A 16,944-nucleotide genomic window follows, 5' to 3' on the forward strand; every position below is an offset into this window, starting at 1 on the left:
GCGGTACAATACTTAAATGAGAGGCAATTGTAATTTGCTAAGCCAATATAGGCAATGCAATCGTCTTAAAGACTCAAAACAGTCAGTAAGCTAATACAGGTAAAAATATATGAGCGATTTACAAATTGAAGAAGCAACACTCGAAGAAGCTGTTGCAGAACTGTCAACTTTACATGACTGGTTACGTTGGACTACAAGCCAATTTGCAAGTAGTAGTATATTTTTTGGACACGGAACAGATAACGCGTGGGATGAAGCTGTGAGCCTGCTTTTACCAGCGCTTAGCTTACCCGTTGATGCACCAAAAGAATTAATGCATGCGCGTTTAACAAGTACAGAAAAAAACCGACTAGCGAGTCTTATTGCTGAGCGTATAAACGACTGCACTCCAGTTCCTTATTTAACTAACATTGCATGGTTTGCAGGTATGCCGTTTTACGTAGATGAACGTGTACTAATTCCTCGTTCACCATTTGCAGAACTTATTAGCAATCGTTTTACGCCTTGGCTTGTTGAGCCAAACTCGGTAAATCGTATTTTAGATTTATGTACAGGGTCAGGTTGTATAGCCATCGCACTTGCACAAGCATTTAAGCAAGCGCAAGTAGATGCTGTTGATATTTCGTATGAAGCGCTTGAAGTAACTGATATCAACATTAATGACTACATGTTAAGTGATCGAGTACTGCCTATCCAATCAGATGTATTTAGTGGCGTAGAAGGCCAAAAGTACGACTTAATTGTGGCTAATCCACCGTATGTGGATGCTGAAGACATGGCAGACTTACCGCGCGAATTTCATCATGAGCCAGAGCTAGGCCTTGCATCAGGGCACGATGGTCTTGATGTAACGCGTACTATTTTAAGCGAAGCCAGCAATCATCTAACCGATAACGGTTTGTTATTTGTAGAAGTGGGGAACTCTATGGTACATATGGATGCTTTATATCCAAATGCGCCATTTGAATGGATTGAGTTTGAGCAAGGTGGTTTAGGCGTATTTGTTATTAGCAAAAAACAGCTAGATGAGTATTTTTCAAAATAACACGATTTGCTTTAGGTTAATATGAGCTAACTTAAACGTAATTGAATACATGGCTGGGCATATTAGCCCAGCTAATGGTCGTCATTAGGAATGAGGAAAGTTAATGGCAGGTAATAGCATTGGACAGTTATTTAAAGTGTCCACTTTTGGAGAGAGTCATGGCGTTGCTTTAGGCGGCGTTGTTGACGGTACTCCCGCAGGTCTTGAATTAACAGAGGCCGACTTACAAATAGATTTAGATCGCCGCAAACCAGGCCAAAGCCGATATACCACGCAGCGCCGCGAGAGCGATCAAATAAAAATATTAGCAGGCGTTTTTGAAGGTAAAACAACGGGTACAAGTATTGGTTTATTAATCGAAAATACCGATCAACGTTCACAAGATTACGGCAAAATTAAAGACGTGTTTCGCCCAGGCCATGGTGATTACAGCTATTGGCACAAATATGGCCTTCGTGATTATCGCGGAGGTGGCCGTTCGTCTGCACGTGAAACCGCAATACGCGTAGCAGCTGGCGCCATTGCTAAAAAATATTTAAAGCAATTTCATGGTATTGAAGTAAAAGCATGCTTAAGCCAACTAGGTCCTATTAAAGCAGAAAGTTACGATTGGGAAGAAGTTGAAAACAACTTGTTCTTTTTTCCTGATGTAAGCAAGCTAGAAGCGCTCGATGAATATATGCGTGACCTAAAAAAACAAGGTGACTCAGTAGGCGCTAAAGTTAAGGTAATGGCAAGCAATGTACCTGTAGGGTTAGGTGAGCCTGTCTTTGATCGCCTTGATGCGGAGCTTGCGCATTCATTAATGAGCATTAATGCAGTTAAAGGTGTTGAAATTGGTGATGGCTTTGACGTTGTTGAACAAAAAGGCTCAGAGCATCGTGATGAACTAACACCTGAAGGGTTTACTTCAAACCATGCTGGTGGTGTGCTTGCAGGTATTTCTACAGGGCAAGACATAGTAGCGTCTATTGCATTAAAACCGACGTCAAGTATTACTATCCCTGGTAAGAGCATTAATACAAGCAACGAAGCGGTTGAGATGATCACCAAAGGTCGTCACGATCCGTGTGTGGGCATTCGAGCAATACCTATTGCTGAGGCTATGATGGCTATTACATTAATGGACCATTTACTGCGCCAGCGCGGGCAAAACCCGCATGTAAACCACGAACACGGGCCTATTAACGGCTCTGTATAATGGTTTGAATTTAGTCACTATAAAAGCGCGTTTTTCGCGCTTTTTGTTTATGTAAAATAGTTAATGTAGTTTAAGGCGCAGTTCAACTTTACCGTTATATAATTTTCCATAGAGGTAAATTATGCAGAATTCAATTCAAACACACAGTAAATACGCTAAACAAAAAGCAACCCTTGCGCGCCTTGCGCGTTTTAGCCAATTAACCGACAGTAGTATTCGTTTTCCTTTCACAAACTTTAGGTTTGGTATTGAGGCGGTGATTGGTTTTGTGCCCGTTGTAGGGGATGTGATAGGGCTTATTTTATCTAGTTACGTATTATTTGAGGCTCAAAAGTTAGGTATTAGCTGGCATGTTAAACTGCGGATAATTATTAATATGCTGATAGATTTTTTTATCGGATCAATCCCTCTTTTTGGCGATATATTTGATGCGTTTTTTAAAGCTAATACCCGAAATACACACATACTTAAAAAGCATATTACTAAGCAACTAAATAAAAACAGTAACGGGTAATTTTTAGTATTTATTTTGCGGTTAATTAATGTACAGTTGAGAAGTTCGTTTTTAACAAGGAATAGGTAATGGAATTATTTATCGGCAATAAAAACTACTCAAGCTGGTCATTGCGCGCATGGTACTTAATGAGCAAATTTGAATTGGAGTTTGATGAAATTCAGCTTGTACTCGATACCCCAGACTTTTACAGCGAGTTAAAAAAACATTTTACAGTTCAAAAGGTACCCGCATTAATTGATGGTGATTTACACGTTTGGGACTCACTTGCTATTTGTGAATACATTAACGATGCGTACCTTTCGCAAGTTGCCTGGCCTAAATACGTAACGCAGCGTGCAACTGCACGAGCTTTAAGCGCTGAAATGCACTCAGGCTTTATGGCGCTTAGAAGTGAAATGCCAATGAATATAAGGGCAAAGCGAAAAATTACACTTTCAGATGATGCTAAAAAAGACATCGCCCGCATCGACGACATATTTGCTAAACAGCAAGAAATTTACCCAAACCAGTGGATGTTTGGCGATTTTAGTATTGTTGATGCTATGTATGCCCCCATTGTACTGCGATTGAAAACTTATCAGGTAACCCTGTCTAAAGCCGCTAATAGTTATTGCCAACATGTATTAGCATGCCCTGTATTACAAAGCTGGATAACTCAAGCACTGCAAGAAACCGATATTGTTGATGCAGATGAAGCCGGGGTTGATGTAAAAATATAGGTCAGTAAGCGACTTTTACTTTAGCTATAAAAGCCCGTACAATTCGTCTCGTTTTTAGTGCGCCAAAAGGCGCTTTAACCGAGACGAATTAGTCGTATTATATGCATCAAATCGCTGATCTTATTTCTATTTTCGAAAACACATTTTACAAAAGCCATAATACAAGGCTGATCAAAGGTGATTGTGAGCCCGTGTACCTTCCCGCAACACAAGACACCCCTTATCATCAAATTGTGTTTGCACATGGTTTTTATGCCAGTGCCTTGCATGAAATAGCTCATTGGCTGGTCGCGGGCATTGATCGTCGACAACAAGAAGATTACGGCTATTGGTATTGCCCCGATGGCCGCGATAAACACCAGCAGGCTGAGTTCGAAAGTGTAGAAGTCAAGCCACAAGCCATTGAATGGCTATTAAGCACTGCAGCGGGTTTTCCCTTTAATGTATCGGTAGATAATTTAAATGGTGAGCAAACATGTCGTTTTGATTTTCAAAAGCGGGTTCACCAGCGCGTGCTTACGTTGATTGAAAGTGGTTTTAATGCACGAACTCAATCATTATTAATCGCGCTTACTCGTTTTTATCACACACCATGGCCAATGACTGCAAATCAGTTTGATTGGCAACACCCTCAGGAGTTTTGTGATGCAGTTTAAATTAGGTTTAATTATAAACCCTGTAGCAGGATTAGGCGGAAGTGTCGCCCTCAAGGGAAGCGATGGGGCGCAAACCGCAGCAAAAGCGATTGAGCTAGGTGCACAACCTAAAGCAAATAGCCGTACTAAAGCCGCACTAGAAATACTGTTACCGTATAAAGAGCAGCTTGTTATTTATACCGTAAATGGCGAAATGGGCGAACAAACAGCAAAAGCTTTAGGTTTTAATGTTGAAGTTGTATACAACACAGACGCAGTAACAACGCCGGATGATACCGAGAGTGCCGCACAGGTGTTAAAAAATGCCGATGTAGATTTAGTTCTATTTGCAGGTGGCGATGGCACCGCACGTAATATTTGCCATGCCATTGAAGATACTGTCCCAGTGCTTGGCATTCCTGCCGGATGTAAAATCCACTCTGGCGTATATGCCATTACACCAAAAGCTGCCGGGCGAGTTGTTGAAATGCTCGTAAAAGGCGAGTTAGTGACGTTAGCTGATGCCGATGTAATGGATATTGACGAAGACGCATTTAGGAAGGGCACAGTAAAAGCTAAACGCTTTGGCGAAATGCAAATACCCAGTGAAGTACGTTATGTACAAGCTGTAAAAAATGGCGGTAAAGAAACAGACGAATTAGTACTTTCAGATATAGCCGCTTACGTTGTGAGCGAAATGGACGAAGACACACTTTACATTATGGGTAGTGGTTCAACAGTCGAAGCTATAATGGAAGAAATGGGCCTTGAAAATACTTTGTTGGGTGTTGATTTAATAAAAGATCAAACACTTGTAGGCCAAGACCTAACAGCCGCCGACTTACTTGAACTTACCCATAAGAAAAAGACCAAACTTGTGATCACTTTAATTGGTGGGCAGGGGCATATTTTTGGTCGCGGAAATCAGCAGCTAAGCCCTGCGCTTATCCGCGCTATTGGCAAAGAGAATATTATTGTTGTTGCAACAAAAACCAAGCTACAGGCATTGAATAACCGCCCGTTAATTTGCGATACAGGCGACAACGAACTAGACGACGAATTAACAGGTTACATAAAAGTAACCACCGGATTTAACGACCATATTATGTATGCAGTAGGGCACCAATACCAAGATGAAACGGGTGCTATACAAAATCAGGAGATAAACAAATGACCTTAGTAAACTATATTGACGCGGCTCAACAGTATTATGATGATTTAGTTATCAAAGCAACGGATGACGAATTATTTGCAGGCGGCTACTTACGTGGTCATTTTGATCTTGCTGTAGGCTATGCTGAAGTTGAGCAACTTACTATCAGTATTGAGCAGTTAAACGAAACAGTAGAGCAAAGTCTTGTAAAAGCGTACCGTAACGGAGAACTTAACGAAGAAGACAAGGCACTAGTTGTTCGCTTATGGGAAGAAGTTAAAGCACTCGCGTAGTAACCAAATGAACAAAAAAAGCACGATTATCTTTGGTAATCGTGCTTTTTTTGTTTAACGTTCCTAAAATAGCTTTTTACGTTAATTTACTGTTGCGTATTAATGCGATATTGTTACTTAAATAAATTTTAATGAGCGAAATACAATGAGTAATAATCAAGATGCTTTACCTTCAGGAGTTGTTGCGCGCTTCTTGAATGTAGTTGAGCGGGTTGGTAATAAGCTACCTGATCCAGCAATTATATTTTTGTTTGCTATGTTATTAATATGGGGTTTGTCGTGGTGGTTTTCTGGCGTAAGTTTTGATGCAATTGATCCGCGTACAGGCGAAGCAATTATAATAAACAACATGCTTGCAAGCGATTCGTTGGCCACTTTTTTATCTTCAATGGTAAAAACATTTACCGGCTTTGCTCCTTTAGGCGTAGTACTTGTGGCTATGTTAGGTGTTGGTGTCGCTGAGCACTCAGGCTTTATTAATACAGGCCTCAAGCTGATGTTAAAAGTAACGCCTAAAAAGCTGTTAACACCGTCAATTATTTTAGTTGCTATTGTAAGCCATACAGCCACGGACGCAGGTTACGTGCTTGTGATACCGTTAGCTGGCGTAATCTTTTATGCAGCAGGAAGGCACCCATTAGCGGGTATTGCAGCGGCGTTTGCCGGTGTAAGTGGTGGCTTTGGCGCCAACTTTATTCCATCTGGAATAGACCCATTACTCCAAAGTTTTACACAAAGTGCTGCCCATATTATTAATCCTGATATGTCGATAAATCCATTAAATAATTGGGCGTTTGCATCAGCATCAAGCATGTTTATTGTATTACTGGGTTGGTATATTACCGATAAGATTATTGAACCTCGTTTACAAAATACGCCACTTGATGGAAACAGTGAAGACTTACCTGTTTTTGAAGATGCGCGTAGCGATGAAAAGCGCGCATTCTTCATAGCAAGCAGCGTAATGATTGCAGGCATTGCTTTACTCGCTTACGTGTCTGCGCCGGTAGATTCAGCCATGCGTAGTAGCGATGGCTCCTTAACTAATTTCCGTTCACCTTTGATGCAATCTATTGTGCCGTTGATCTTTTTGTTATTTTGGATCCCAGGCGCAGTATATGGCTTTACAGTAGGTACATTTAAAAGCTCTAAAGATATGATAGATGCCATGAGCAAGGCAATGGGCGGTATGGCTTACTACATTGTTATGGCATTCTTTTGTGCGTTATTTATTGCTGCCTTTAGCAAATCTAACTTAGGGGCATTACTTGCAATCGAAGGGGCGCAGTTATTAAAAGCCATGGCACTTCCAAGTTCGGTAACGGTGGTAGGTATTATATTTTTAACCGCATTCGTTAATTTATTTGTTGGCTCTAGCTCGGCCAAGTGGGCATTACTAGGGCCGGTATTTGTGCCTATGTTAATGCAATTGGGTATTTCACCTGATTTAACGCAAGCGGCTTATCGTGTTGGTGATTCTAGCTCTAATATTATTACACCGCTTATGCCTTACTTCCCATTAGTTGTGGTTTATTGTCAAAAGTACGTTAAAAGTACGGGAATTGGTACGCTAATAGCGATGATGCTGCCATACTCGGTTGCATTTTTAATAGGTTGGAGCTTGTTTCTACTCGGTTATTGGGCATTGGGTATTCCGCTAGGGTTAGATGCAAGTTACGTTTATCCAGCAGTAGCGCCTTAACATAGAGCATTCGGTACAATACAGTAAAAGCCTCACTATTAATAAAGTAGTGGGGCTTTTTAGTTTTAATTGAATGATTTACACAGAAGTTTATAGTCGCTGTGCTTTGAAGATAATCATGGCTTGAGGTTGTGAGGTACGCAGAACAGCTTGAACCATTACTTAAATTTTAGACACAAAAAAACCTTGGCACTTTCATACCAAGGTTTTTTTATTAAAGAACTGTTGCTTACTTAGCGGTAAAGCTAACTGGGCGACGTTCTTTACGAGGTCCGCTACGCTTATCACCGCGTGGGCCATCGTTACGTTTTCTATCACCAGATGGGCGTTCGCCACGTGGTTCAGCTGGGCCTTGATCCTGTGTAATTGTCATACCCATTGGGCGTTTACAAATAAACACTTTTTGGAAATGATCTAGTACATCTTTAGGCATGTTTTGTGGTAACTGAACAGTGCTGTGTTGATCGTGTAAACGAATGTCACCAATAAACTTACTTGAGATATCAGCTTCGTTAGCAATTGCGCCAACAATATTCTTAACCTGAACACCATGCTCACGACCTACTTCGATACGGTAAGTATCCATAGGGCCTGCATCACGGCTGTTACGCTCGCGCGGTTTACGTTCAGAACGTTCACCACCACGTTCGTTACGACGTCCGCGATCACCACGGTCATTACGTGAATTGCGTTCATTACGCTCACGTGGTTGAATCTTAACTTCTTCAACTTTAATTGGCGACTGTTGCTGTGCCAAACACAGTAAAGCACCCGCTAAGTTTTCAAGAGGAAGGTCAAGCTTTTCAGCCATGTTAGTAGCCACTTCGTTAAAGAACGTAATGTCTTTGTTTTCAAGCGCAATACTTAATTTTGCTTGTAACGCAGCGATACGTTTTTCTTCAACAACTTTAGCTGTTGGTAATTCAACCTGAGCAATTTCAGACTTAGTATGACGAATGATATTTTTAAGTAAGTAACGTTCGTTATGCTTAACAAATAAAATTGCTTTACCAGTACGACCTGCACGACCTGTACGACCAATACGGTGAACGTAGGCTTCAGAATCTTGTGGAATGTCGTAGTTGATAACTAAGCTTAAACGGTCTACATCGAGACCACGAGCTGCTACGTCAGTTGCAATAACAACGTTCAGCATGCCACTTTTTAAGCGGTCAACAGTGCGTTCACGTGCTTGCTGGTTCATGTCACCATTAAGCGGAGCTGCAGAGAAACCTTCGCGCTCTAATAATTCAGCAAGTTGAACGGTATCGTTACGTGTACGTACGAAAACAATAGCACCTTCGTATTGCTCAGCTTCTAAAAAGCGAACAATCGCTTTGTTTTTATGTACGCTTGCGTTCCAAAACACTTGCTCAACAGACGATACTGTCGAGTTACGCGCAGAAATATGAACCTGTTCAGGGTTATTCATATATTTGCTGCTGATGTTTTGAATTTGCTTAGGCATGGTCGCAGAGAAAAGACATGTTTGCTTTTCGCGCGGTGTTTTTTCCATGATGTTTTCAACATCATCGATAAAGCCCATACGTAACATTTCATCGGCTTCATCAAGTACAAGTGCTTGAAGAGCATCAAACTTGATAGTGCCACGGTTAATATGATCGATTAATCGACCCGGAGTAGCAACAATGATTTGAGCGCCACGACGAAGTGCGCTTAATTGAATGCTGTAGCTTTGGCCACCGTATAGTGCTAATACTTCAACACCACGAGTACCTTTTGCATATTGTTCAAATGCCTCAGCAACTTGGATCGCAAGCTCACGTGTAGGTGTGAGTACAAGGATCTGTGGCTGTTTCACAGACGGGTCAATATTGTTTAGTAACGGCAGTGCAAATGCTGCGGTTTTACCTGTACCCGTTTGTGCTAGTCCCAGTACGTCCTTTCTTTCTAGCAATAACGGTATACATTGAGCTTGGATTTCAGATGGTGTCTTGTAACCCAACTCTTCAACTGCCTTCAAAATTGCAGGAGAAAGATTTAGAGATTCAAACGTGACTGGTTCTGACATTAATACGCCTCAACGAATTTAAAGAGGCGCGCATTATATAGGATTAGCGAGGCAAATGCTTGTATAAATTAAAACTAATTTGTATGTGCTTGATGTTGGTTGAAATTTAACCAGTTCAATTGTGGGATTATTGAACTGGTTAACAAATTTAATGCACGACTACTTGTACAAGCCTAGGTTTTCTTTTGCATAAGCTTCAAATTCGGTAAAACCGCCAATGTGACTTTGATCAACAAAAATTTGCGGGACAGTAGGGCAAGGTTTACCTGCTGACTTTTCTAAATCGGCTTTGCTTATGCCTTCTTTTATGATGTCGATGTAACGAAATTTAAAATCATCGCGCTCGTTGGCAAGTTGCTCTGCAACATCTTTGGCACGAACACAAAATGGGCAGCCTTCACGGCCAAAAATTACTGTAAGCATAGTGCTCTCCTTTATTTGATTGAATTTAGTTTAAATGATTAAAAAATATAATAAAGCGCAAAAAAGTGATTGTGCCATTCTATTATTGCGATGAACATTAATTTGACCGAGTCATGAACGGCATAATTCACCACGTCCTTGCCGCTATTCCTAATTGGGTTGAATAGCCCATTGCGTGTGCTGTTATCTGTAAATTTGCATTTATTACTTAGTAAGTTGGAAAAGCGCTTACTTTATAATTTGATTGGGTATATTGATTACCAAGAAGTATGGGCATACTTAGGTTTAAGTCATCAATAAATTGAGTAACTTGTTGCTCATTTTTATAATCAAGGGCAATACCAATTACATTAATGTCTGAGTTTATTAAGGTGCTTTGTAAGTTGGGCATGCTGTAGCGGCATATTGTGCACCAAGGAGCAAAGAAATACACAATGGTTGTTCTCCCTTCAAGCTCTGCAATACTAAATCTTTCGTTATTTTTATTTAAAATAGGCAAGTTAAAATAAGGGGCAGGAGTGTGGCTTGTTTCAAGTAAATTACGCGTTTGGTAGGCACTTGCTAAGTAAAACACGAGTATTGCTAAACTTAAATTTATTAACGTGCTACGTATTAATGCCATTGATTTTATCTGACCTATTTATAATTAAAAGCCAACCCTAACATAAATGCTAAGCAGCCACTGTTATTTGATAGGCAGAGCTTTAGCGTTTGCTTGTGTATCAAGCCCAGTTGCTAATAAAGCCTGTGTTAAAGTTTCACTGCTTTACACAAATAAGGCCTTTAGCTAATAAGGTCTGCTGATTACGTTAGAAATTTTCTGATTACATTTTAATGGTTGAATTTATAACTTTAACCCTAAGCTCTATATTTGAGACGAACATATAGAATATGTTTTTTAACTGCAAAGGAGATCAAGATCATGAGCAATTATTTACAACCAGCAATGAAAATGCCTTCACTTAAAGTTAAAGATGATGAGAACAACCTTGCTGATGTGTCGGCTCGACAGACAGATTTACCTTGGAAAATGATAGTAATCTATCGCGGAAAGCATTGTCCATTATGTACTAAACAACTTAATGCACTTGCTAAAATGAGTGATAAATTTAAAGATGCAGGGGTAGAGATTGCCGCTGTTAGTGGTGACAGTCACGCACAATTAACAGAGCATCTAAACGATTTACACGTTAATTTTCCTCTTTATAGTGGGTTATCATTAGCTCAAATGACTGATTTAGGCCTGTATATTAGTGAACCACGCAGTGAAAAAGAAACCGATCACCCATTTGCTGAACCTGCTATTTTTGTAATTAACGAGCATGATCAAATTCAGATACTAGATAAATCAAATGCACCTTTTTCCCGCCCTGATTTAAATGATTTATTGGCTGGCATTGAATTTATTCGCGAAAACGATTATCCAATTCGTGGCACATTAACACACTAATTAGCGATGAATACTCAGCGCTAATCTACAATACTGAACAACCATTTTGAGGCATTAAAAGCATTTGACTTTTTAATGCCTCAAAATGGGTTACTAATTTCACTAGTTTATAAAATGAGGAATTTTTTTAAATATTTTAATTTATTTACTTGAAAACATTTTTACCGTCCATATATAGTTTAGTAGGACGCCTGATGGGTCCTAAACTAAACTTAAACAATTGAAATTTATATTATTAATTTATATTTGTTAGCGCTTGTTCAAATGAAAAGTGCAAACAAAATATCGCTTAAATATGAGGATATTATTATGCGTACAGTAGACTTATCACCACTTTATCGTTCATTCATTGGATTTGATCATTTAGCGTCTTTAATGGATGCTGCGGCGAATACAGACAAACAGCCGAGCTTTCCTCCTTACAACATTGAAGCACTCGATCAAGACAGATACCAAATCACTATGGCTGTTGCCGGATTTAGCGACAACGAGCTAAGCATTGAGTCAGAAAATAACACATTAAAAGTAGCGGGTATAAAAGCTAATAAAGATGAAAACAAAGAACGTAAGTTTATTCATCAAGGAATTGCAGAACGCAATTTCGAGCGAAAGTTCCAGCTAGGTGACCATGTTAAAGTCCTTGGCGCCGACTTAGCAAACGGCTTACTTACTATAGAGCTTAAGCGCGAAATACCTGAAGCATTAAAACCACGCAAAATTGAGATTGGCCAAGGACGCTTACTAGAAGATAGCTAATCTGGTTATTAACAACATTTTTTTCCCCTGATTATTTAGCCGCCTCTTTTGAGGCGGCTTTTTTGTGTCATAAAGACTCAATGTTATTTATGTAGTGTGTAGCTTGATTAAGTGTGTCTTCGCGTAAATCATCGCTTTGCTTGTCCCAATTTCTATAAACCATGCCTATGCGTGGGTTTTTCTCTAGTTTTTCGCGGTGTGTTTTCATAAAACGCCAATATAAACTGTTCAGTGGGCAAGCTTTATCCCCCACTTTTTGTTTCACGTCGTATTGACAATTTTTGCAGTAGTCGCTCATTTTATTGACGTAATTACCACTTGCAGCATAAGGTTTAGTAGCAATAATTCCATCGTCTGCAAATTGGCTCATTCCACGTGTGTTAGGCATTTCAACCCACTCAATGGCATCTATATAGACACCTAAGTACCAGTTATCAACTTCGTCAGGTTTTATTCCGCTGAGTAAACAAAAGTTACCAATGATCATCAAGCGCTGTATATGATGAGCGTAGGCAGTATCTAAGCTTTGCTTTAATGAGTGGCTCAAACAGTTCATTTTTGTATTACCATCCCAAAAATATTGAGGGAGCTTATTATTGGCTTTTAGTTGATTTTTAGTCGCGTAGTCGGGCATGTTTACCCAATAAACAGCACGAACGTATTCTCGCCAACCGAGTATTTGCCTGGTAAACCCTTCAACTTGTGAAAGAGATATTTCGTCAGGCCGTTGCTCGAATTCAGATATTACACGTTTGATTACATACAAGGGGTGAAGCAGTTTAGTGTTTAGGGCAAAAGAGAGCCTGCTATGGTAAAGACTGGTATTGTCTTTACTTTGATCTGTCATTGCATCCTGAAACTTACCAAAATTGACAAGTAAATGCTCACAAAAGTATTCAAGGGATTCTTTGGCTTGCTTACGTGACGTAGACCATTCGAGTTTTCCTTCTTTAATTTCTCCAAAGTAAGCGATGTTGTGTTTTTTTAAACGAGCGAGGATATGACTTACATCGTTTTTAAATAATTTAGGCTCTGGGATAGATTTTAAGTCTTGCTTAGAGAATTTATTGCGGTTATTACTGTCGTAGTTCCATTTACCGCCAGCTGGCTTATCGTCTTCCATTAATAAATCATATCGTTTACGCATAGCACGATAAAAGTGCTCCATGGTCACGTGCTTATCTTTTTTGAATCGATCTTTAATATCGTTAAAGGGCAGTAAAAAATGCTCTGAGTCATATGCTGATACATTTATTTCGGATGATTGTTCAAAATCAGCTAATTGCGATTTTAACCTAAATTCGTCTGGGTATAAGTATTCTATGCAGGAGCAGTTATATTCCTTAACAACACGATTTAGTAGTGCGGGTAGGTGTTCATCTTCGTGTGTGTCGTCTAGGGTTAAGTGCAGTACATTGAAACCTGCAGATTTTAACGCAGTTGCAAAGTTTTCCATCGCATTAAAAAAAGCACAAAGCTTTTGCACATGGTGTTTAACGTAATTGGTTTCTTGTTTTAATTCTGCGATAAGGTAGAGAGCATCGTCCTCTTTACTTTTAAACCAAGAATGAGAAGGATTGAGTTGATCGCCTAAAATGAGTCTTAAGGTTTTGTAAGTCGCCATGATTAAACCAAAATTGAAATTTGTACGAGGGTGTCTGCTTAATCGATCGCTGTAACTTTAATAACAAATTGTATAATTTGAGCTTTATTTAAATATTCGCTAATGAGTGTATAAACACTCATCAAGCATCAAATTTGATATGAGTAGGCTCAATTAAAAGCGCCTTAGTTATTATTGCTTTGCTTTTGCTTAGAAAGTTGGGTTAAGCACACCACGTTAGAGACGTTAAACAGCGTATCATTCGTATAGCGTTCAAAGTAAGTAAGCACTTTGCGCCATGCTAAATGACTTTCTTCATTAAAAAACCGACCTAAATGCTCAACTAATGTTACATAAAATATATCAGTCAGAGGTTTAATATCACTCTGCTGAATATTTAATTTTTTTAAAAACTGTAAGTGATGGCTCAGAAATGGCGCAACCGATGATGGATTATCAATATTTTTGATTATGCGCTCTAAGGTACAATATAAAATATAACTTTTTTCGTTAAACTGTTCAGCTGTTAGCGTCTTCATCGAAATATCTGACTCTACAAGCTTTCTATGAAAACGAGCGGTAAATGCATGAAAGTTTGGTTTTATGATGCCAATACTTTTTAATAAAACAGATTTATGTGAATTCATCAGAGCCTCACAGAAGATTAAAAACTTATTTTTATTATTTTTATTATTATAGCTCGCGTAACAAAAATTACACGTTTTTTGATATAAAAGTATTAATTCATTGATAACTTTTTGAGTTCTATTGTTTTTTTAAATAAAAGTGAGAGTAGTTATTAATTCCATTATTGCGATTTCACTAGGCTTAACTAGCAAATGATTAGCCGTTTAAAATAGGTTTATACCCATAATAGGTATAATGTTTTATTTCCTTACATCTGATTTGAACTGTATTTCCAAAGTTATTGGTTATTATGGTTGCTAATTATCCCCAACATCCCTATAATAGCGGCCATTGTTTAGTCTGTTTTAAAACAACTAACAGCGATGTTAAATCAAGGTTTGATATCTATTGGCGCGGGATGGAGCAGCCTGGTAGCTCGTCGGGCTCATAACCCGAAGGTCGTCGGTTCAAATCCGGCTCCCGCAACCAATTCTACTAATAAGTGAAAACTTATTATTTTATATCGCGCATTCTATGTAATGCGCGTTTTGCGTTTAAGCTAATGTAGTTTAATTTGGTCAGTTACTGACTCGCAACCAAGCTCGGCCCTAGGCCACACAGTTTTATGCTTTATTGGTGTGACGCCCCGCTTGGTTCGGGGCGTTGTTGTATCTGCACCTTTCTTAATTTATGGCGGTTGTCATTAAATTAAAATTTAAACTCAGTATTTTAGGGCTATAAGCCCTTTTTTTGTTTGTATGGAGGATTTTCGTGACAAAACTTGAACAAGATTTAGTAACCATGTTAACGCCTGCGGTAGAAATGTTAGGCTTTGAGTTACATGGTCTTGAATTTGTACAAGCGGGTCGCCATTCTACCTTAAGAGTATATATTGCTCATGAGGATGGGATCTCAGTTGATAACTGTGCGGACGCTAGTCGCCAAATTAGTGCGATTTTAGATGTCGAAGACCCAATTACAAATGAATATGATTTGGAAGTGTCGTCTCCTGGTGTTGATCGTCCATTATTCAAACAAGATCACTACGAGCAGGCGCAAGGAGAGGAAGTACGCGTGCGTACTAAACTTCCACAAGACGGTCGTCGAAATTTTAAAGGCGACTTAATAGCAGTTAGCAGCGATATGATCACACTATCTAGTGATGGTGTAGAGCATTTGATCATGCTTAGTAATATAGAACGTGCGAATTTAATCGCAAAGTTTTAAATTCGAGTGCGAAGGAATAGGGCAAGCGAGGCATTACCCATGGCAAAAGAGATATTATTGGTTGCTGAAGCCGTTTCCAATGAGAAAGCGGTTCCAAAAGAAAAGATTTTTGAAGCATTAGAGTTCGCATTAGCGACTGCGACAAAGAAAAAACACGATGGTGAAATTGAAGTACGTGTATCAATTGACCGTAAAACAGGTGATTACGATACGTTCCGCCGCTGGCAGATTGCTGAAGTATTAGAGGATGGTTCATTAGAAAATCCTTACAGCGAAATAACATTAGAAGCTGCGCAGGTTGAAGAGCCTGACTTACAGCTAGGTGATTTTGTTGAAGAGCAAATTGATTCAATCAAATTTGACCGCATCACAACACAAATGGCTAAACAAGTAATCGTACAAAAAGTACGTGAAGCTGAGCGCGCTTTAGTTGTTGACGCATATAAAGACCAAGTGGGTGAGTTAGTAACAGGTGTTGTTAAAAAAGCAACGCGTGATTCAATCGTACTTGATTTAGGCAACAACGCTGAAGCAGTTATTTACCGTGATGACATGCTACCACGCGAAAACTTCCGTCCAGGCGACCGTATCCGTGGTCTTTTATACGAAGTTAAGCCAGAAGCACGCGGCGCACAGTTATTTGTAACGCGTTCTAAGCCAGAAATGCTGATGGAATTATTCCGCATTGAGGTGCCAGAAATTGGCGAAGAAATGATTGAACTTCGCGCTGCTGCACGTGATCCAGGTTCGCGCGCTAAAATTGCTGTTAAGTCAAACGACAAGCGCATTGATCCAATTGGTGCATGTGTTGGTATGCGTGGAGCTCGTGTTCAAGCTGTTTCGTCTGAACTTGGTGGTGAGCGTGTTGATATCGTTCTTTACGATGACAACCCTGCACAATTTGTTATCAATGCAATGTCGCCAGCTGAGGTTGCTTCAATAGTATTAGATGAAGACACTCATTCGATGGATATCGCTGTAGAAGCCGATAATCTAGCACAAGCGATTGGTCGTAATGGTCAAAATGTTCGTTTAGCAAGCCAGTTAACTGGTTGGGAACTAAACGTTATGACTGTTGACGAGATGCGTACTAAAAATGAAGCAGAATCAGATAAGTTACTTAACTTATTTACTGAAAATTTAGATATCGATGATGAGTTTGCAACCTTACTTATCAACGAAGGTTTCTCAACACTTGAAGAAGTGGCGTACGTGCCAGCCTCTGAGTTTTTAGAAATTGACGGTCTTGACGAAGAAACGGTGGATGTTTTACGTTCACGCGCTAAAGATGCATTAACAACTAAAGCACTTAAAACGGAAGAAAGCTTAGAAGGCGCAGAGCCAGCTGAAGACTTACTTGCGCTTGAAGGCTTAGAGCGTCATCTAGCATTTGTAATGGCAAGTAAAGGTGTTGTAACACTTGAAGACTTGGCTGAGCAAGGTATTGACGAGCTAGTCGATATCACAGAGCTTTCATCTGAACAAGCAGGTGAGCTGATTATGGCTGCACGAAACATTTGTTGGTTTGCAGACGAGTAATTTATTAACGGAGGTATTACAC

At 39.6% G+C, this 16,944-nt stretch carries 17 protein-coding genes and 1 tRNA gene; 13 read left to right on the plus strand and 5 right to left on the minus strand.

Going from position 1 to position 16,944, the window contains the following annotated elements; translation table 11 throughout:
- The first annotated feature begins 109 nt into the window (after nt 1-109).
- From prmB to PMAN_RS03620, 8 genes are all read left to right on the plus strand, one after another.
- Nucleotides 110-1,045 carry a 50S ribosomal protein L3 N(5)-glutamine methyltransferase gene (gene prmB, locus PMAN_RS03585; RefSeq protein WP_010555970.1) on the plus strand — a complete coding sequence of 312 codons (936 nt, stop codon included), beginning with the start codon at nt 110-112 and terminating at the stop codon, nt 1,043-1,045.
- Nucleotides 1,046-1,148: 103 nt separating this feature from the next.
- Nucleotides 1,149-2,246, plus strand: a complete 1,098-nt coding sequence (aroC, locus tag PMAN_RS03590) for a chorismate synthase (RefSeq protein WP_010555971.1) — start codon at nt 1,149-1,151, stop codon at nt 2,244-2,246.
- 121 nt (nt 2,247-2,367) lie between these two features.
- Nucleotides 2,368-2,760 (plus strand): DUF4112 domain-containing protein, encoded by a 393-nt coding sequence (locus tag PMAN_RS03595; RefSeq protein ID WP_010555972.1) that lies wholly within the window; start codon nt 2,368-2,370, stop codon nt 2,758-2,760.
- A 68-nt stretch (nt 2,761-2,828) separates the two neighbouring features.
- On the plus strand, nt 2,829-3,482 hold the full coding sequence (locus PMAN_RS03600) for a glutathione S-transferase family protein (protein ID WP_008126950.1): 654 nt from the start codon (nt 2,829-2,831) through the stop codon (nt 3,480-3,482).
- A gap of 101 nt (nt 3,483-3,583) precedes the next feature.
- Nucleotides 3,584-4,138: an elongation factor P hydroxylase gene (locus PMAN_RS03605; RefSeq protein ID WP_010555973.1), complete on the plus strand. Its 555-nt coding sequence runs from the start codon at nt 3,584-3,586 to the stop codon at nt 4,136-4,138.
- Nucleotides 4,128-5,291, plus strand: a complete 1,164-nt coding sequence (locus PMAN_RS03610; protein WP_010555974.1) for an ATP-NAD kinase family protein — start codon at nt 4,128-4,130, stop codon at nt 5,289-5,291. The genes PMAN_RS03605 and PMAN_RS03610 overlap by 11 nt, the downstream gene beginning before the upstream one ends.
- Nucleotides 5,288-5,563, plus strand: coding sequence for a YfcL family protein (locus PMAN_RS03615; protein WP_006793362.1), 276 nt, complete (start codon nt 5,288-5,290; stop codon nt 5,561-5,563). The genes PMAN_RS03610 and PMAN_RS03615 overlap by 4 nt, the downstream gene beginning before the upstream one ends.
- A 145-nt stretch (nt 5,564-5,708) precedes the next feature.
- Nucleotides 5,709-7,265: an AbgT family transporter gene (locus tag PMAN_RS03620; protein WP_006793363.1), complete on the plus strand. Its 1,557-nt coding sequence runs from the start codon at nt 5,709-5,711 to the stop codon at nt 7,263-7,265.
- 229 nt (nt 7,266-7,494) lie between these two features.
- Here PMAN_RS03620 and PMAN_RS03625 read toward each other — a convergent pair whose 3' ends face one another.
- From PMAN_RS03625 to PMAN_RS03635, 3 genes are all read right to left on the minus strand, one after another.
- Nucleotides 7,495-9,297, minus strand: coding sequence for a DEAD/DEAH box helicase (locus PMAN_RS03625; RefSeq protein ID WP_006793364.1), 1,803 nt, complete (start codon nt 9,295-9,297; stop codon nt 7,495-7,497).
- Nucleotides 9,298-9,456: 159 nt separating this feature from the next.
- A complete protein-coding gene (locus tag PMAN_RS03630) occupies nt 9,457-9,720 on the minus strand; it encodes a GrxA family glutaredoxin (protein ID WP_010555975.1) in 264 nt (87 codons plus the stop codon).
- A 208-nt stretch (nt 9,721-9,928) separates the two neighbouring features.
- Nucleotides 9,929-10,342, minus strand: coding sequence for a TlpA family protein disulfide reductase (locus PMAN_RS03635; RefSeq protein ID WP_010555976.1), 414 nt, complete (start codon nt 10,340-10,342; stop codon nt 9,929-9,931).
- Nucleotides 10,343-10,642: 300 nt separating this feature from the next.
- Here PMAN_RS03635 and PMAN_RS03640 point away from each other — a divergent pair, with 300 nt between their 5' ends.
- On the plus strand, nt 10,643-11,170 hold the full coding sequence (locus tag PMAN_RS03640; RefSeq protein WP_010555977.1) for a redoxin family protein: 528 nt from the start codon (nt 10,643-10,645) through the stop codon (nt 11,168-11,170).
- A gap of 309 nt (nt 11,171-11,479) precedes the next feature.
- Nucleotides 11,480-11,926, plus strand: a complete 447-nt coding sequence (locus PMAN_RS03645; RefSeq protein ID WP_010555978.1) for an Hsp20 family protein — start codon at nt 11,480-11,482, stop codon at nt 11,924-11,926.
- A gap of 67 nt (nt 11,927-11,993) precedes the next feature.
- On the opposite strand, the gene PMAN_RS03650 is transcribed toward PMAN_RS03645, so the two are convergent.
- Together PMAN_RS03650 and PMAN_RS03655 are read right to left on the minus strand one after the other, a co-directional pair.
- The gene (locus PMAN_RS03650; RefSeq protein WP_010555979.1) at nt 11,994-13,550 is read right to left on the minus strand and encodes a cryptochrome/photolyase family protein; all 1,557 of its coding nucleotides are present in this window, start codon (nt 13,548-13,550) and stop codon (nt 11,994-11,996) included.
- Nucleotides 13,551-13,714: 164 nt separating this feature from the next.
- A complete protein-coding gene (locus PMAN_RS03655) occupies nt 13,715-14,176 on the minus strand; it encodes a globin (protein WP_010555980.1) in 462 nt (153 codons plus the stop codon).
- 392 nt (nt 14,177-14,568) lie between these two features.
- Here PMAN_RS03655 and PMAN_RS03660 point away from each other — a divergent pair.
- The 3 genes from PMAN_RS03660 to nusA all read left to right on the plus strand — a co-directional run bounded on the left by PMAN_RS03660 (nt 14,569) and on the right by nusA (nt 16,922).
- A tRNA-Met gene (locus PMAN_RS03660) sits at nt 14,569-14,645 on the plus strand.
- A gap of 282 nt (nt 14,646-14,927) precedes the next feature.
- Nucleotides 14,928-15,383 (plus strand): ribosome maturation factor RimP, encoded by a 456-nt coding sequence (gene rimP, locus PMAN_RS03665; RefSeq protein WP_006793371.1) that lies wholly within the window; start codon nt 14,928-14,930, stop codon nt 15,381-15,383.
- A gap of 39 nt (nt 15,384-15,422) precedes the next feature.
- Nucleotides 15,423-16,922 (plus strand): transcription termination factor NusA, encoded by a 1,500-nt coding sequence (gene nusA, locus PMAN_RS03670; RefSeq protein ID WP_006793372.1) that lies wholly within the window; start codon nt 15,423-15,425, stop codon nt 16,920-16,922.
- Nucleotides 16,923-16,944: the final 22 nt, after the last annotated feature.

Source organism: Pseudoalteromonas marina, assembly GCF_000238335.3.
Classification (GTDB): Bacteria; Pseudomonadota; Gammaproteobacteria; order Enterobacterales; family Alteromonadaceae; genus Pseudoalteromonas; species Pseudoalteromonas marina.

Bases quoted from the DNA above. Each gene is read 5' to 3' on its own strand.
- PMAN_RS03640 (WP_010555977.1), top strand. From the start codon at position 10,643: ATGAGCAATTATTTACAACCAGCAATGAAAATGCCTTCACTTAAAGTT.
- PMAN_RS03625 (WP_006793364.1), bottom strand. From the start codon at position 9,297: ATGTCAGAACCAGTCACGTTTGAATCTCTAAATCTTTCTCCTGCAATT.
- PMAN_RS03595 (WP_010555972.1), top strand. From the start codon at position 2,368: ATGCAGAATTCAATTCAAACACACAGTAAATACGCTAAACAAAAAGCA.
- PMAN_RS03655 (WP_010555980.1), bottom strand. From the start codon at position 14,176: ATGAATTCACATAAATCTGTTTTATTAAAAAGTATTGGCATCATAAAA.
- PMAN_RS03605 (WP_010555973.1), top strand. From the start codon at position 3,584: ATGCATCAAATCGCTGATCTTATTTCTATTTTCGAAAACACATTTTAC.
- PMAN_RS03600 (WP_008126950.1), top strand. From the start codon at position 2,829: ATGGAATTATTTATCGGCAATAAAAACTACTCAAGCTGGTCATTGCGC.
- aroC (WP_010555971.1), top strand. From the start codon at position 1,149: ATGGCAGGTAATAGCATTGGACAGTTATTTAAAGTGTCCACTTTTGGA.
- PMAN_RS03630 (WP_010555975.1), bottom strand. From the start codon at position 9,720: ATGCTTACAGTAATTTTTGGCCGTGAAGGCTGCCCATTTTGTGTTCGT.
- PMAN_RS03635 (WP_010555976.1), bottom strand. From the start codon at position 10,342: ATGGCATTAATACGTAGCACGTTAATAAATTTAAGTTTAGCAATACTC.
- nusA (WP_006793372.1), top strand. From the start codon at position 15,423: ATGGCAAAAGAGATATTATTGGTTGCTGAAGCCGTTTCCAATGAGAAA.
- PMAN_RS03615 (WP_006793362.1), top strand. From the start codon at position 5,288: ATGACCTTAGTAAACTATATTGACGCGGCTCAACAGTATTATGATGAT.
- prmB (WP_010555970.1), top strand. From the start codon at position 110: ATGAGCGATTTACAAATTGAAGAAGCAACACTCGAAGAAGCTGTTGCA.
- PMAN_RS03645 (WP_010555978.1), top strand. From the start codon at position 11,480: ATGCGTACAGTAGACTTATCACCACTTTATCGTTCATTCATTGGATTT.
- PMAN_RS03610 (WP_010555974.1), top strand. From the start codon at position 4,128: ATGCAGTTTAAATTAGGTTTAATTATAAACCCTGTAGCAGGATTAGGC.
- PMAN_RS03650 (WP_010555979.1), bottom strand. From the start codon at position 13,550: ATGGCGACTTACAAAACCTTAAGACTCATTTTAGGCGATCAACTCAAT.
- PMAN_RS03620 (WP_006793363.1), top strand. From the start codon at position 5,709: ATGAGTAATAATCAAGATGCTTTACCTTCAGGAGTTGTTGCGCGCTTC.